Here is a 15958-nt window from a genome sequence, read left to right as displayed (position 1 = left end):
TTCCTTATTATTCAATCTAAGAATCAATTAATTATTGTTCCATAGTCGGATTGAACGTACCTCCCCAATTATTATTCTGCTCCAAATTCGGGTTCTCGTCCAAGTAAGTTTTCTTGATCGGGAAGAAATAGAAGCTTTCCTCGATCACGAACTGGCGCTCAGCTGCCTCCGTATAAGGAACTTGATGGATTACGTAGCGGAAATCACCGGTAGTCAACTCATTCTTGGCGATCCGGTCGCGAGCGATGTTCAAGTCCATATCCGAGCCATCCGGGTTGACTGCGATCGCCTCGATACCATGTTTTGTCCAACCGGCCAACATCATCATATTACGCGTACGGCGCAAGTCCCAGAAACGATGTCCCTCATAGCACAACTCGATATGACGCTCATCCAAAATCGCCTGACGGATCTCCTCACGGCTACCCACCTTCAAGCCATACAAACCATCAGCTCCAGCCTCTATACCCGCACGCTTGCGGATCTGTTTCAACAAATCGATAGCTACATCTGAATGCCCGTTCTCATTAGCGGCCTCCGCATAGATGAACATCACTTCGGCAAAGCGCATCAAGATATAATCAATATCGAACGTCATCACCTTGTCTTGTGTCAAGGAAAGATCGGACACTTTGTAATTATACATTCCAGAAAAAATATCATTGTTGGCCGCATTGACACCCGCATTCGGATTGACACCATATTGATCGTCCGCATTGCTCACACCCAAGGCATTATACATACGGTTGTCGGCAGGTCTACCAGCAACCGGCCATTCGCGTCCGTTATACAAACAAGCCCTGTTGAAACGCGGATCGCGATTCTTCCAGAAAGCCTTCAGCAAAGCCTGCTCGTCGCCCACGTAATACTTACCCGTAGGATCGTCGTAACGCTTACCATCCAACATCGGGAAATCCTTTACGAATTCCCAAGTAGGATTATGATAAGGTTTATCACGGCTCACGGAAGCCGGACGCGTCCCATACTCCCAAGTAGCGACACGGTTCGGATTTGAATAAATAACCGGGAAGATTACCTCCGGACCTTTTTCTTGTAACCAAATATCCGCCGGATTCTCAGTCAATGCGATGCCATTCTGCACACAAAAATCATACGCCTCCTTAGCCGCCACGTAAGCCTCTTTCCAGTATGCGTTATCATACATACGTTTCGGATTGAACTGAGGAGAAGCTTTCAGTAACAAGGTCTTTGCTTTCCAAGACTTTGCGAAACACTGGTCTATACGCCCATAATCACTGGAACTACCAGCAATCTTGGCAGGCAACAAGGAAATCGCATGATCCAAATCCTCTATCATAAACTGGAAACATTCCGGCGTAGAGTTACGTTTCACGTACAAATCATCCTTATCTTTATCTTGCGGCACTTTCAAATAAGGTACGCCACCATGATGCAACACCATCCAATAATACATATAGGCACGCATGAAATAGGCTTGTCCCAACATGAAATCCACAGCATCCTTATCCTCTATCACGCTAGACTCCAGTTTAAAGATCGCCTCATTGATATGGCGGATCTTGGTATAGTCCCATTTTTTATAACTATCCCCGGTCTCCGTGATCGTACCCAAATACCAAGGAATACCCGTCACTTGATCCGAATTTTGGTCGGCAGAAACACTCCATCCCTCAAAACACTCCTCATACAGATTGTTCACGTAAGCCTGAGCCAGATTAAGGTCTCCCCAAACCATAGACTCATCGTAGGTCTCTAGGTTGTCGATATCCAACGTGTCACAGCCTGTTGTCATTCCACCTAACAAAAAGGCTGTACTAATTATCGCGTATTTAAATTGAATCATTTTCATATCTTCCTATATTATATTTAGAATGAGAAATTAAGACCAAAAGAGAACGTTCTCATCAAAGGATAAGAATCATAATATTCCTGTTCCGGATCCAAGAACTCGGTCACAGCTGAAATACAGAATAAGTTAGTAGCGTTCGCAAATACCTGAGCATGCGTGATTCCTAACGGACGAAGAATAGCCATAGGCAAATCGTAACCAATATTCAGATTCTTCAAACGCAAATAAGCGCCATTACGCATCCAGTAACTCGTATTACCCGCTCCAGACTCATACCAACTCGTACCCGTGATACGTGGATAAACTCCATCCGGATTAAGTTCCGGATCGTACACTTTATCACTCGTCCAAATCGGGAAATAAGGACGAATCGTACCACCATGTTGATAGAAACCTTTATCTACGCCACCTACGAAGCGATCATATTTTCCGACTCCTTGAAAATGCACATCCAGCGTGATTCCCTTCCACTTGATACTACCGCCAAAACCATAATTGATACGCGGCGTACCATTCTCACTCAACAAATTATACTCATCATTGCTATCAACCCGTCCGTCTGGTCCCTCCGAGTAGCCATCACCTCTCGTATCCTTATACAAGATACCACCCAGATAGGGATCTCGTCCGAATTGCTTGAAACCTTTCGCCTTCAAGGCTTCCACCTCAGCCGGATCCGTCAGCAAGTGATCGGCGATCAGACCCGTCAAGATTCCCTCAGCCTTGCCCAATTTCGACAATGCATGCAGGTTACCCCCTTCTCGATAAGTGGCATCCTCATCCAATACATCCCAACGATCACGTGCGAATCCCAGATTCAAATAGGCGGAGTAAGTAATCTCGCCATTCGCAGCCTTATCCATCCAAGTCAAGGCCAACTCACCGCCTCGCCAAGAACGTTCGGCATAGTTTTCCGGAGCCAAAGCCTGTCCGTACGTGCTTGGGAGTGTCACCGTACGCGGTCCGAGGATATCTACCTCTTTCCGATAAAAGGCATCGAACGTTCCAGACAAACGATTATTGAAGAAACCAAAATCCAAACCACCATTATAAGTAGTAGAGGTTGCCCATGTCAAGGCATAGTTCGGAGTCGCTCCAGCCACAATCGTATTTGCCAAGTTATTACCGAAGATATATTTTTCACCCAGTTTGTACTTTTGCAAATAAGAGAACGCATCCACCTTGTCTACCGGGTTCTTGCTCAAATCCATATCGTTACCCGTCGTACCATAAGAGGCACGGATCTTCAAATTACTCAACCAATCGGACGTCGACTCCATAAACGACTCTTGGCTGATACGCCATGCGGCGGACACTGAGGGGAAAAAGCCCCAACGCTTACCTTCCGGGAAGAGGGTGTTACCATCGTAACGGAAAGAGAACTCGGCGATATACTTCTGATCGAATGTATAGTTGAAACGGCCGATCCAAGAAAGGCGCCCTCCGGTCTTCTCCTTCGCCTCGCCCCAGCGCCGCAAAGCATCGGACGAATAGTTGAACATCTGGTCTAAATTCGTAAGCGGAGACTCACCTTTGGCCGATACCTCCTCGCCACCATTAGATGCCTGCTCGAATACCACCATGGCTGCCACATCATGCTTACCGAACGTATTGGCATAATTCACGAACCAGTTGAATTGCTCGGTCCACAATTGTTTAGTCTTATACTCCAGATTCTCGTAATTCTGCGAGAAGTTGAAGGTATTATATTCATTCAGATTCAATGGAGCCGGCAAGAAACGATTGCCTTGCGGATCCGCTTGCTGGAATTTATAGTTTTTCTGGAAGGTCATAAAGCGCTTCCGGTTGTAATCGTGGCCCAGATAAGAGGCCATCACTTTCGTGCTCAAACCTTTCGTTATGAAATCAAGGTTGATATTAAACGAAACGATACCGTTCAAGTTACGCCGACGTGTCTTCAAATAACGGTTTCCAACCACTTGATCCACGGGATTCCATCCCTGCCAAGAACCATAGTCTTGATAGATCGGATAGTCCGTGATGGTGTTAGCGGGCGTTCCGTCTAAGTAAGAGTAAAACGGCGTTGTCTTCATTGCGTTGAAGGTACAACGGTATAAATCGTACACCGCTTGGTCGTCATCGTCTGAGAAAGGCCAGTAGAAACGCTTATCGTTCGATTGATTCGCATCCAAGTTCACATTCATGGTTATATACTTGGTCAAATCGACAGAAAGGTTCGAACGTAAAGAAAATTTCTTATTCGCCAATGACACATACGATCCCTCCTCGGCCAAGAACGATCCCATCACATAATACTTTACCTTGTCCGTACCACCGTTCACGCTCAAGGAGTGTTTCGTATTCCAGGGATTCTGCCAAATATAATCGTTCACGTTATAGTTGATCTTATTGTCACGGAAATAGGCATACTCCTCCTCGCCATTTGGAAGCGGCGTACCTTGGAAACGAGCTACCGCATTCTGATAGTCCAAATCATCAATCGCATCCCAACGGTCGGCAAACAATTCCTGAGTCGGTTTACTAAACGCATAAGAACCTTGGTAATTAAATATCGGTTTCTGATTTTTCGTTCCTCCCTTGGTCGTTACCAACACGACACCATTTCCTGCAGCGGAACCATAGATTGAGGCGGTAGCCGCATCTTTCAAAAAGCTCATTTGGTCTATTTCATAAGGTTCCAGCAAGTCAAAAGCCTCTTTATCGCGAATCACCCCATCAATAACGAACAAAGGATCACCGAATCCTCCACGCATACGGATCTCGGATTTAGCTCCCATCAAACCAGAGTTACCCGTGATCGTAGCTCCCGGCGCACGTCCGGCCAAAGAGTTTGAAAGGTTTGTACTCGGGATCACTGATAGATCATCTGCTTTCACGTTCGATATAGACCCGGTCATGTTCACTTTTTTCTGCACGCCATAACCTACGACAACGACCTCATCCAACTTCTGTGTATCCTCTTTCAAACGGATTTCCAACGTACTTTTCCCTGCCACAGGAATCTCGCGGTCTAGATATCCGATATAAGAAACCACCAAGATTGCGTTTTCAGGGACATTGATTAACGTAAACCTACCATCCATATCGGTAATCGTTCCGTTTGTCGTCCCTTTTACAAGAATGTTCGCACCAATCACAGGTATACCGGCTTCATCAATAACGGTACCCGTAAATCTTATATCACCCTGATTTACAGAATAATTATGGGGGGGGGGGGTATTTTGCACACCATACAACGGAGAGAACGCTCCTAACACTAAAAGCACCGTTGCTAAGTAATATTTATTATTCATAAAACTAGATTTAAGTCTCTTTTGCACTTGAATTATACTATAGATTGTTTCGAAAACATCTCATCTAAATGAGATTACCCACACGCTATTCTATCCATCTCTCACCATACCTAAAATTTTAGATTTAATTTATTAAACATCAAGGTTAACTCGCCTCAAAATCTTGTTTGTATTGAGAAGCATTTTTTTCGGCTGCAAATATAAATAAAAACCACAAAAAAACAAACAACACGATCAGGATCAACAATCCGATCCCAATCCGCGGATAGTAATTACACCCACGAACAAATCTGGCAATTAAATAACGAGAAAAAACCGGCTTCACACTTTCAGAAAGAATATAGCAAGGTTCACCAAAGAAAAGGCGAACAAACACAAAAGTGAATACACACACATATTCCTCTATCATCTCAAGCTAAATTACACACAAATTAGTTGTATTTAAATTCAGACTTTGAAGTGAAATTAAGCCTACTCATCCTCTCATTTTTTCAATTCATATAATAATAGGATTATCGTCCGGAGACAGGTCTTGTAATTCCTTGGACTCTAAAAGTACAGGAAAATACTCACACAACATTCCCGCATTGATCTCTTTCAGTAAATACTTCTCATTCCCCCAATGCGGAAAGAAGCGATACCCCTGAATGATCGACATCGGAACAGGAGCAAAGCAATAATACGATGACTAATATACAATATTTCATATCCTATTTTCCATTTTACAAGTTGAACCAATAATTCATCTTAATCATGAACGTATTCGTAGCGGGGAGTCCCCACATACGATCCAGATTACTTCCCCAGCCGGGCGAGTACCAGTTATCCCGGTTGGACATCCGGTGTTCCCATACGAAATAAAGCGTGGAGCCGGGCAAGTATTCCCAGCGGGCTACCAAGTTGGAACGGAACTCGTTGAACCGGAAATCCGGGTTGTTGAAAGCCATCCGCCCCTCTCCCTCACCGAGCGTGTAGACACCATCCGCATACGTCAAATGATCCGGATCGATACGCAGGAAACGGTTCTCAAAGGTATGCGACTTCGTATCCGCCGCTAATTTAAAATCATCGTATTTAGCGATAGAGGTGAACGGGGCGCCATAGAATTGAATGGAAATATCGGGGGTCACGTTCACTTGTAATTTCAGCGTGAGACCATAGGTCTTCTGATCCATGTGGCCCATAACATAAGCAGGGGCAGAGCCACGTGCGCCAAGCGGATGCGTCGTAGCCACATATTGCATCTCATCCGTATTCCATGCGTAATCCAGTTGCCCGGACAAATAGACATGGTTTCCCAAGCGGAAGGTCAGGCTCGGCGAGATCGTATTGAAGCGATTTCCCTCGAAATTATGATCGCCCTCGTATTTGAGCATGAACATCATTCGTTTCGCCTTATCGGTATTGAACTTAGCGGAAGTTAAGAAATAAGAACCGAAGCGAACATCCGGTCCCCCTCGCAATAAGCGGCTATCCAGCCAATTCCAAGCGAAGGTTTCCTTGACATCCCATTCATACCGGTTCATCGTCATACTTTGCCAACGCAAGGAAGCGTTGTTGCTAAAAGGAGTACCGCCGTAATTCCACATATTCTTTTGGGACAGGGTAAAGGCGTTGTACCGGAATATCTTCCAGATATCGGTCTGCCGATACATGATCTCCGTCTCATTCATCAGATAATCCGTCTCCTTCATATATCCCATATCATTCAAGTCGAAACCGGGTGACGACCAAGTAAAGGTCTCCGAGAAGTTCCATTTGGCGTTTCCTTTCCGTCCCACTTTCACATAACCACCCGTTCCGGTCAGGGAGCGACGGGTAGGATCCACCCCCAGATAATCGGCGGAGGAAGCCCTTTGATAATAATGCGCCACGCTATTCTGCAAAGCCGTGATCGCCCCGGCGCTACCATGCAAGGAACTCAACATTCCCTTTACATCTATATAATAAAGGCGATTCTTGAAATACTGGGTAAAATCAATACCCGCCGTGAAAGCGTTACGCACCATAAAATCTTCCAGATAAGGCTGATCCAAGGCACGGTTTACCGAAGTCACCATACCGCCCAGCAAGGTATTCCCCTTCCAGTTCTTTTGCACACGGGCCACGGTATAGTTTGTCAAAGGCTCCACGACTTCCACATCCTCCACCCCATTACGGGTAACCTTGGAGGAGGAACGTGCCGTTACACTCTCGATCACTCCGATCGTCAAGCCCCGTTTATTCGTACCCGTCAGTTTCAAAGCACCAATAATCGGCACATTCTCTTTCGTCTCGGCATAACTACCTACGTTGTCTATACCCCGTGGCGTATAAGAGGGAGAGGCGCCGATCCTACGGGTATAAAACATCATATCGCTACCGTTCGCAAAATCCAAGATATGTTTTCCTTCCAAGAAGAAGGGGCGTTTCTCATCGTAAAACGTCTCGTAAGCCGTAAGGTTCATTACGGAGGGATCCAACTCCACTTGTCCGTAATCCGGATTGATCGTCATATCCAACGTATAATCCGAGAGGGCGAACTTAGCGTCCAAGCCCACGTTTCCTCCCCAGCTATGCCCTTTTTGATAAGGGCTGCCGTCTATCCGGGGTTCCTGCCTGTATTTACCCATTACATACGGCAAGAACTCGATGCCGCGAGGCTTGGGAACAGAGTCCATGCCGCTCATGTTTCCGAACGAAAAGACATGTCCGTTATTCTTCAAGGGGATCATGCTCCAATTTTGCACCTCGTTATTCCTACGGATGATACGGCGTACATGCAAGCCCCAAACGCCATCCTCCGATCGCTGGTTATAACGCAACTGGCTGAACGGGATACGCAGCTCGGCAGTCCAACTGGAATCCGCCCGATCAATATGCGTCCGGCCCTCCCAAACGGCGTTCCAGCTCTTATTGACATCCAACTTGTCGGTAACGATTAAATCGGTCTTATTCCCCCCCAGATTGATATTGAATTCCGGCGCCGCCCGATAATCATGGTAGGTATCGAAAGCGACACTGATCAAATCGCCCAGACTATTATCATCCCGGTTCCCGATAAAACGATTCATCTTATCCGGCACGGCGTCCTTACAATACACGCCTATATAGATATATTTATCATCATAGAAAAGTTTCACCCGGGTCGGAGATTGGGTGATCGCCCGCTCATAGGGGATAATCTGTACGAAACGATCCGACCATTCGCCTTGCTTCGTCCAAAAGTCCTCATCCAGCTTACCGTCGATCGTAGGTTTCACTCCCGATACTTTCCGAATATTATAGGTACGCTTATAAGCTTTCTCAAAAGGGACGATCGAATCTTGCTGGGCTTCGCACAACAACGAGATTCCTAAAAACACGAGTAGAGTCAGATATTTCATAATGGCCTAGACTATAAGATAACAATAAGCCTCAAAGATAAGCACTTCTTTTCAGAAAAGAACACATCTTCCTTAGATTTATCGCAACGAAGCCGAAGGCATACGATATCAAGTACTCACTGCACCCCGTTTTGCAGTATTACCGCGACGCACGTGCAGCGCTACTGCAACCCACGTGCAGTAACACTGCAATGCGGGTTGCAGTACAATAACAATAGCGTCACGATAAAAATCAACAACCGCCTCCCAACGCCCGGTATAGCAATATCTTCTTCCGGCATAAATCGGTGACGATATCGATATGCTCCAGCTCGCTATCCAGATAACGCTCCTCGGCGGAAAGAACCTCCAAGAAACCGGTATAGCTTAATTGGAACATCTCACCAGCATTCACCACGGAACGTTGGTGGGCAAGGGATTCTTTCTCTTTCAAGCGGATACGCTCCGTTTGGGTCTGGCTGGCGCAATAGAGATCGAGCACCTCGGTGTAAGCGTTCAAAGCGGTCTCGTGGTATTGGGATAAAGCGATACGCTGGGAAGCCTTCGCCTCGTTCCACATCGAACGGATCTCATTGCGACGGAAGATAGGAGCCGTGATACCCGCCGCCAAGTCGTACACCAAAGAGGCCGGCGAATGAAACCACTTACCCACATCAAACGCATTGAAACCACCACTGGCGCCAAGCACCAACGAGGGATAAAAAGCCGCCTTCGCCGCTATCACATCCGCCTTGGAGGCGATCAACCCCATCTCGGCGGAACGTACATCCGGACGCAATGTCAAGAGGTTCGCCGGAATCCCTTCCGACAAGGGAACCGGCAACTTACGCAACTCATCGAATCCCATCCGGCGAATCTCGAAGGGGAAAACACCCAACAGGCAGGCGATCGCCCGCTCCTTCTCACCGATCAACTGATCGTTTTCCAGCAACTTACTCTCGATCGACAACACACGGGCATAAAACTGATCGACCGCCAACTGCGTCTCCGCCCCTTCCTTCTTCAACTGGCGGGTCAGCTCATGGGAACGACGGGCACTGGCCAGCGCATTCCGCAACACCTCCTTACGCCGGTCCAAGCCGATCAACTCATAATATTGAATCGCCAAATCGGAGATCAACATCGACTGGGCAAAACGGGTAGCCTCCACGGAAGCCATCCAGCGAGCGGCGGCGGCCTGCTTCTTCCGGGTCAGTTTGCCCCAGATATCCGCTTCCCATTGAAAGCTCAAGCTCAAGCCGAAATCCCGGTAAGGGTCCGGTATATGCTTATCCTTTGGCAAAGAAGGCACGTTCGTCTCGCTATTCCCCACACCATCCATCGTATATTCACCGAAACGGTTCACGGAGGCTCCGATGTTCAAATTCACGTCCGGCAGCAAAAGCCCTTTCGCCCGTTGCAAGGCCGCACGGCTCATGGCGATGCGCTCCATGCTCTGCCGGAAGGAATGGTTATTGCGTAAAGCCACATCCACATAGCCTCGCAATAAGGTATCTTGGAAAAAGACATCCCACGACAGCGGTTTCACGAACGTAGTGTCGTTCATTCCCATCTCGCCGGATTCCGGAAGCGAGATCCGCTCGTCCATCGATAGCTCGGGAGTCTTACAACCGGCCAAAGCAATCAGAGCCAAGGCGCAGCCTATCATTATATATCTCATCTTATTAATACACATACTCGTCTTCTTTAATTTGCTCTTCCTCTTTTCTCTTTTTAAAATAAGTAGCCAGCGACTCGAAGATCACGTAAAGCCCCGGGATCAAGAAGATACCGACAAACGTACCGATCAACATACCTCCGGCCGCCGCCGTACCGATCGAACGGTTCCCCAAGGCACCGGCTCCCGAGGCGATCGTCAACGGAATCAAGCCACTGATAAAAGCGAAGGAGGTCATCAAGATCGGGCGCAAACGACTGGTAGCCCCTTGAATAGCGGCCCCCATCACGCTGATACCTTCCTTACGGCACTGGTTCGCCACCTCGATAATCAAGATCGCGTTCTTTCCCAGCAAACCGATCAACATCACCAACGCCACCTGCGCGTAGATGTTATTCTCCAGACCTACCACGTACAGCAAGAAGAACGAGCCGAACACACCCGCCGGAAGCGACAGGATGACTGGAAGCGGAAGCAATAAGCTCTCGTATTGGGCGGCAAGCAACAGATAGACGAACGCCAAACAAATAGCGAAGATCACCAACGTTTGCCCGCCGGACTCTTTCTCTTCCTTCGCCACGCCGGACCATTCCGTATCATAACCACGGGGCAATACCTCGGCGGCGATCTCCTCGACAGCCGCCAACGCCTCACCCGAGCTGACACCCGGGGCGGCCTCGCCGGTAATCATGGCCGAGGTAAACAGGTTGTAACGGGTAATCTGGCTCGGGCCGTACACACGCTCCATCGTCATGAAGTTGGAGTAAGGCACCATATTCCCCTCCTTATTCTTAGCATACAGGCTGAACAAATCCTCCGGATTCATACGATACTCCGGAGCCGCTTGCAACATGACCTTGTACATCTGGCCGAAACGGACGAAGTTGGAGGAGTAGAAGCTACCTACATAGGATTGCAAGGTCTCCATGGACTCGTTCACGTTGATGCCTAGCTTGGCCGCCTTCGCCAAATCCACCCGGAGCAGATATTGCGGGAAATTCGGGTTGAAGCCGGAAGTGACACCGGTCAGGCGAGGATCCGCGTTCAGCTTCGCCACGAAGTTCTTGGCGACCTCATCCAGCTCGGCGAACGTACCGGCGGTCTTATCTTGCAGACGAAGCTCGAAACCGCTCGCGTTACCGAATCCCGGAACCGTAGGCGGCAGGAAGAACTGGATGTCCGCATCCTTGATATGGGCGACACGATCGGCATACACACTCATCAACTCCGCCGCCGTCTGCTCCCGTTGATCCCAAGGGGTTAGGTTAATCATACCCATACCGAAGCTGGCACCCTCCGTCTCGGTCATCAAGCTATAGCCGGCCAAGGTAGAGATCGTCTCCACCTCTTCCAACGGCAACAAAGCCGCTTGCACCTTGTTCAAGGCAGCTTCCGAACGCTCCAAGGTAGCTCCGGGAGGTGCGTCTACGTTCACATAGATCATACCTTGGTCCTCGTTCGGGATAAAGCCGGAAGGCAACACGAACGTCATGCCCCACGTGGCCAGACAGAAAAGGATCAAGGTTGCGTACGTCAGCATCCGACGGTTCAAGAACCATCTTAAATTCAAGCGGTAACGACGCTCCAAGAAATCATAACGGCTATTGAACCCATCAAAGAAACGAGCCAGCAGATTTTTCTTTTTCTTCTTCGAGTGGGATACCGGTTTCAGCAACAAGGCGCAAAGAGCCGGAGACAACGTCAAGGCGTTCACGCCGGAGATCACGATCGCCACGGCAAGCGTCAACGAGAACTGGCGATAGAAGATACCCACCGTTCCATCCATGAAACCGACCGGGATAAACACGGCGGACATCACCAGCGTAATAGCGATAATCGCCCCTCCGATCTCACCGATCGCCTTTTTCGTCGCCTTCAACGGGGGCAGCTTCTCGTTGTGCATCTTCACGTGGACCGCCTCTACCACCACAATCGCGTTATCCACCACGATACCGATAGCGAGCACCAAGGCAAACAAAGTCAGCATATTGATTGAGAAACCCAGCATCTGCATAAAGAAGAACGTACCGATCAACGATACCGGAACGGCGATAGCGGGTATCAGCGTAGACCGGAAATCCTGCAAGAAAAGATACACCACGATAAATACCAAGATAAACGCCTCCAGCAAGGTCTTGAGCACGACCGATATGGAAGCGTCCAAGAAACGGGATACGTCGTACGAGATATTATATTCCATACCCGGAGCAAACGTCGTTTCCTTCAATTCCTCCATCTTCGCCTTGATCTGCTGGATCACCTCACGGGCGTTCGAGCCCGGACGCTGCTTGATCATGATAGAGGCCGAGGGCTTTCCGTCCGTCATGGAGATCATATTATAATCCTCGGAATCAAACTCGATCGTAGCCACGTCTTTCAGGCGAAGCACGGAACCGTCCGGCAGGGCTTTCAAGACGATCTCGCCATATTCCTCCGGCGTGCTGAACTTACCGCTATACTGCAAGACGTATTGCAATTGCTGCGGGATCTTGTCGGAGCTGATACCCGTCTTACCCGGCGCCGCCTCGATATTCTGCGAGCGGATCGCCTCCGTAACCTCTTGCGGCGACATATTATAAGCCGCCAACCGGTTCGGGTTCAGCCATACACGCATCGCATAGTCGCGGCTACCCATGATCTCCACGAATCCCACGCCATCGATGCGCTTCAACTCACGCAAGATATTGATATCGGCAAAGTTATATACGAATTTCTCCGTATGGGTACTATCCGAGCTCATGATGTTCAGGTACATCAACATACTGTTTACCTCCTTCTCCGTAATCACGCCGGCACGGATCACCTCTTCCGGAAGCTCATCCAGCACGGTGGTCACACGGTTCTGCACATTCACGGAAGCTACGTCCGGGTCGGTACCGACCTTGAAATAGATCGTAGTCAAGGACATACCGTCGTTCGTACAAACAGAGGTCATATAGGTCATTCCGGGCACGCCGTTGATGGCACGCTCCAGCGGGGTCGCCACCGTTTTCGCCATCACGTCGGCGTTCGCTCCAGTATAACGGGCGGTAACGGTAACGGATGGGGGCACGATATCCGGGAATTGGGTGATCGGCAAAGAGTTGATCGCCAGCAATCCCAAGAAGACAATTACCACCGAGATCACGCCCGATAAGATAGGGCGTCTGATAAATATTTCAAACATAGGGCTTACTTATTATTCTCGATTTCGTTAGACGATTCCAATTGGCGACGGATCGTGGCTCCATCTACCATATCGGGATTGATAGTCATGCCGTCCGTGATCATCTGAACACCCTCGTAGACGATGACGGTCTGGTCCGGCAAATCCTGTGTCACGTAATAAGAACCGTGGCGGGCCAACGGCTCGAAGCTACGTACGCTCACCTTTCCATCTTCCGCTACCGTATATACATAGGTAAAATCCTGTATCTCGAAAGTGGATTGCTGAGGAACCAAGACGACGTTCTCCATCTTGGTCAGCATCCGGATCTTACCGGATACGCCATGTCGCAGCAAACGTTCCGGGTTCGCGAAACGGGCACGGAAAGCGATCGATCCGGTACCCCGCTCAAAGTCGCCCTCCACGGTCTCTACCTTCCCTTTATACCGATAGGTGGATTGGTCGGAAAGGATCAGCTCCAGATTATTATACTCCGGCTGGTCGATACCGCTCAACTGCGTCCGTTTATATTCCAGATACTCCTTCTCGTTGATCTTGAAATAGGCGAACATATCCGATACGTCCGTCAAGGAGGTCAATAAGCTGCTCGGCGTAACCAAACTTCCCACCTTAAAGGGGATGCGGTCCACGTATCCCTCGAAAGGAGCCGTGATCGTCGTGTACGAGAAATTAGTCTCCGCACGTTGCAAACGGGATTTGGCCTGTTGCACCTGCAAGCGTGCCACGTCCGCCTCGGCCATCGCCTGCTCCAGACGGATCGGCGAGATGATATCTTTCTCCACCAAACGCTTGATGCGGTCTACCTCTACCTCCGCCATCTTCAACTCGGCTTGGGCCTGTTTGTGATGGGCTTGCGCCTCTTTCACCTCCTCGTACAATTCCGCCGAGGAAAGCTTGAAAAGCACCTGCCCTTTCTTCACGTGCTCGCCCTCGTCCACAAGGACGGCCTCCACGAATCCTTCCACTTTAGGTTTCACCTCTACAAACTGTACGGCTTGTACATCCGCTACATACGACTGCGGCACCTCGATCGTGGTCGTGGTTAACCGCATCACCGGCGTATGATCTTTCTTCCCGGACTTTTTCTCCCGGTTTTGGCTACAAGATACCCATACACAAGCCGTTAAGCATAGTAAGGGTAAATAGTTAGAAAACAATTTTATCCTCATAAAACTTATAGATTTATAATTATTTGAATACAACGAAAAGCACATGGCGAATCACCCCATGCGCGACAATAAGAAACAGGTAAGTTCTACTAAATCAGATAGGAACAGAACCAAACGAAATTCTGTGCTTTGTGTAGGTTATAAAATAAAGGAAGCTTGGCGCATTGCCGTAGTTCCAAGGAATGAATTAATTCATGTAAATCCAGAATCGTAAACAGGTCCCATATCAAATCGATCTCCAAGGCACGGATTTGCACTTGCTCTTGACGTACCGTTCGCAAGGAGGCGTTATCGTCAAAATCCAACAATACATCGGGCGCCTCTTGATCGACCATTTCCATTGAGGTAGTGGTAATATTCTCCGGAAAGAAATCGCTTCCAATGGAATAAAACTGTAACAGCACCAACATGATCATAAGCATGATACGCTGGTGAAGCCCAAAACGATTATTCACTGTTACATTTAGCATCTTTTATCCAATGGAGGCGCAAAGATAAACAATCTTTTTGGGAAGAAAAAACATTTCACCCGCATACGAGTATTGGTATCGCCCCACGCCAGTATAGGCATGAGGCGATGCCGGTATAGGCGTAGGGCTACACCAATACCGACACAGGCTCACGCCTATACCAGCACTTAAATATATGCCTTTACCTTCTCCCGATCCGTTTGCACCGTCTCGAATTCGGAGGAGACGATACAGCTTCCCATCGGGACATTTTCATTGCGGTATTCCATTTTACTATATACGATACTTCGGGCGGACGTATGAAACTCTTTCGCTCCTGTCTCCGCCTCTATTTTCCCGATATTATTCTCACGTACGCCACATCCCGGCATGATGATGATCCGTCCGTCCGCACGTTTCACCAGCTCGGCGATCAAGGGGATTCCTTTCACGGCATCCGATTGCTGGCCGGAGGTCAAGATACGGTCGCATCCCAACTCGATTAGCTGCTCTAACGCAGTGAATGGGTCCCGGCAAACATCGAAAGCACGATGACAAGTTACGGACAGAGGTTTTGCCGCCTCGATCAAGCGCCGCATCAAGGGTACATCGATATCCCCGTCTTTCGTAAGACAGCCGAAAACGACGCCATGCACTTTTAGCTCCTTGCACAGTTCTATATCCAATAGCATGGATTGCACCTCGGCTTCCGTATACAAGAAATCACCGCCTCTCGGACGGATAATCACATTGATATCGATCTTGGAAGTCAGAGCCTTCGCCGTCTTGATCTCTCCATAACTAGGTGTAGTTCCCCCTTCGGGTATCCCGGCGCAAAGCTCTACACGGGTAGCGCCTCCCGCCTCCGCCTCCACACAGCTTTGAGCGGAGTTCGCGCATATCTCAATAATTCGTTTCATGTTTATTTAGTATTGTTGACGTACAAAATTACATAAATATCACCACTTGCTCAACAGAACCACAAATAACTATCCGATACCATTAAAAACACCCCTATTATGGATTAACAAAATAAAACAGAACTG

Annotated in this window: 9 protein-coding genes; all 9 read right to left on the bottom strand. The window is 48.5% G+C overall.

Annotated elements, in window-relative coordinates; genetic code table 11:
• Positions 1 to 31: 31 nt before the first annotated feature.
• Positions 32 to 1831: a RagB/SusD family nutrient uptake outer membrane protein gene (locus DW033_RS07250; protein ID WP_005865951.1), complete on the bottom strand. Its 1800-nt coding sequence runs from the start codon at positions 1829 to 1831 to the stop codon at positions 32 to 34.
• Between the two features lie 17 nt (positions 1832 to 1848).
• Entirely contained in the window at positions 1849 to 5106 is a 3258-nt protein-coding gene (locus DW033_RS07245) for a TonB-dependent receptor (protein ID WP_122382604.1), read from the bottom strand.
• A 496-nt stretch (positions 5107 to 5602) separates the two neighbouring features.
• The gene (locus tag DW033_RS24475) at positions 5603 to 5764 is read right to left on the bottom strand and encodes a hypothetical protein (RefSeq protein WP_008778049.1); all 162 of its coding nucleotides are present in this window, start codon (positions 5762 to 5764) and stop codon (positions 5603 to 5605) included.
• 64 nt (positions 5765 to 5828) lie between these two features.
• Positions 5829 to 8471: a DUF5916 domain-containing protein gene (locus tag DW033_RS07240; RefSeq protein ID WP_048928038.1), complete on the bottom strand. Its 2643-nt coding sequence runs from the start codon at positions 8469 to 8471 to the stop codon at positions 5829 to 5831.
• A 232-nt stretch (positions 8472 to 8703) separates the two neighbouring features.
• Complete coding sequence (locus tag DW033_RS07235; RefSeq protein WP_008774067.1) at positions 8704 to 10146, bottom strand: efflux transporter outer membrane subunit; 1443 nt, start codon at positions 10144 to 10146, stop codon at positions 8704 to 8706.
• Positions 10136 to 13294, bottom strand: coding sequence for an efflux RND transporter permease subunit (locus tag DW033_RS07230; RefSeq protein WP_048928037.1), 3159 nt, complete (start codon positions 13292 to 13294; stop codon positions 10136 to 10138). The genes DW033_RS07235 and DW033_RS07230 overlap by 11 nt, the downstream gene beginning before the upstream one ends.
• A 5-nt stretch (positions 13295 to 13299) precedes the next feature.
• Positions 13300 to 14463 (bottom strand): efflux RND transporter periplasmic adaptor subunit, encoded by a 1164-nt coding sequence (locus DW033_RS07225; RefSeq protein ID WP_005865934.1) that lies wholly within the window; start codon positions 14461 to 14463, stop codon positions 13300 to 13302.
• An 89-nt stretch (positions 14464 to 14552) separates the two neighbouring features.
• Positions 14553 to 14933, bottom strand: coding sequence for a hypothetical protein (locus DW033_RS07220; RefSeq protein WP_048928036.1), 381 nt, complete (start codon positions 14931 to 14933; stop codon positions 14553 to 14555).
• A gap of 167 nt (positions 14934 to 15100) precedes the next feature.
• The gene (locus DW033_RS07215; RefSeq protein ID WP_048928035.1) at positions 15101 to 15832 is read right to left on the bottom strand and encodes a copper homeostasis protein CutC; all 732 of its coding nucleotides are present in this window, start codon (positions 15830 to 15832) and stop codon (positions 15101 to 15103) included.
• Between the last annotated feature and the right edge of the window lie 126 nt (positions 15833 to 15958).

The organism is Parabacteroides sp. AF39-10AC (assembly GCF_003635405.1).
In the GTDB taxonomy this organism is placed as follows: domain Bacteria; phylum Bacteroidota; class Bacteroidia; order Bacteroidales; family Tannerellaceae; genus Parabacteroides; species Parabacteroides distasonis.
This window is presented reverse-complemented; position numbering and strand designations above follow the sequence as displayed.

What these genes read in the sequence shown, in the direction of transcription:
- DW033_RS07215 (WP_048928035.1), bottom strand. Translation starts at nt 15,832, where the DNA reads ATGAAACGAATTATTGAGATATGCGCGAACTCCGCTCAAAGCTGTGTG.
- DW033_RS07240 (WP_048928038.1), bottom strand. Translation starts at nt 8,471, where the DNA reads ATGAAATATCTGACTCTACTCGTGTTTTTAGGAATCTCGTTGTTGTGC.
- DW033_RS24475 (WP_008778049.1), bottom strand. Translation starts at nt 5,764, where the DNA reads ATGTCGATCATTCAGGGGTATCGCTTCTTTCCGCATTGGGGGAATGAG.
- DW033_RS07230 (WP_048928037.1), bottom strand. Translation starts at nt 13,294, where the DNA reads ATGTTTGAAATATTTATCAGACGCCCTATCTTATCGGGCGTGATCTCG.
- DW033_RS07245 (WP_122382604.1), bottom strand. Translation starts at nt 5,106, where the DNA reads ATGAATAATAAATATTACTTAGCAACGGTGCTTTTAGTGTTAGGAGCG.
- DW033_RS07250 (WP_005865951.1), bottom strand. Translation starts at nt 1,831, where the DNA reads ATGAAAATGATTCAATTTAAATACGCGATAATTAGTACAGCCTTTTTG.
- DW033_RS07220 (WP_048928036.1), bottom strand. Translation starts at nt 14,933, where the DNA reads ATGCTAAATGTAACAGTGAATAATCGTTTTGGGCTTCACCAGCGTATC.
- DW033_RS07235 (WP_008774067.1), bottom strand. Translation starts at nt 10,146, where the DNA reads ATGTGTATTAATAAGATGAGATATATAATGATAGGCTGCGCCTTGGCT.
- DW033_RS07225 (WP_005865934.1), bottom strand. Translation starts at nt 14,463, where the DNA reads ATGAGGATAAAATTGTTTTCTAACTATTTACCCTTACTATGCTTAACG.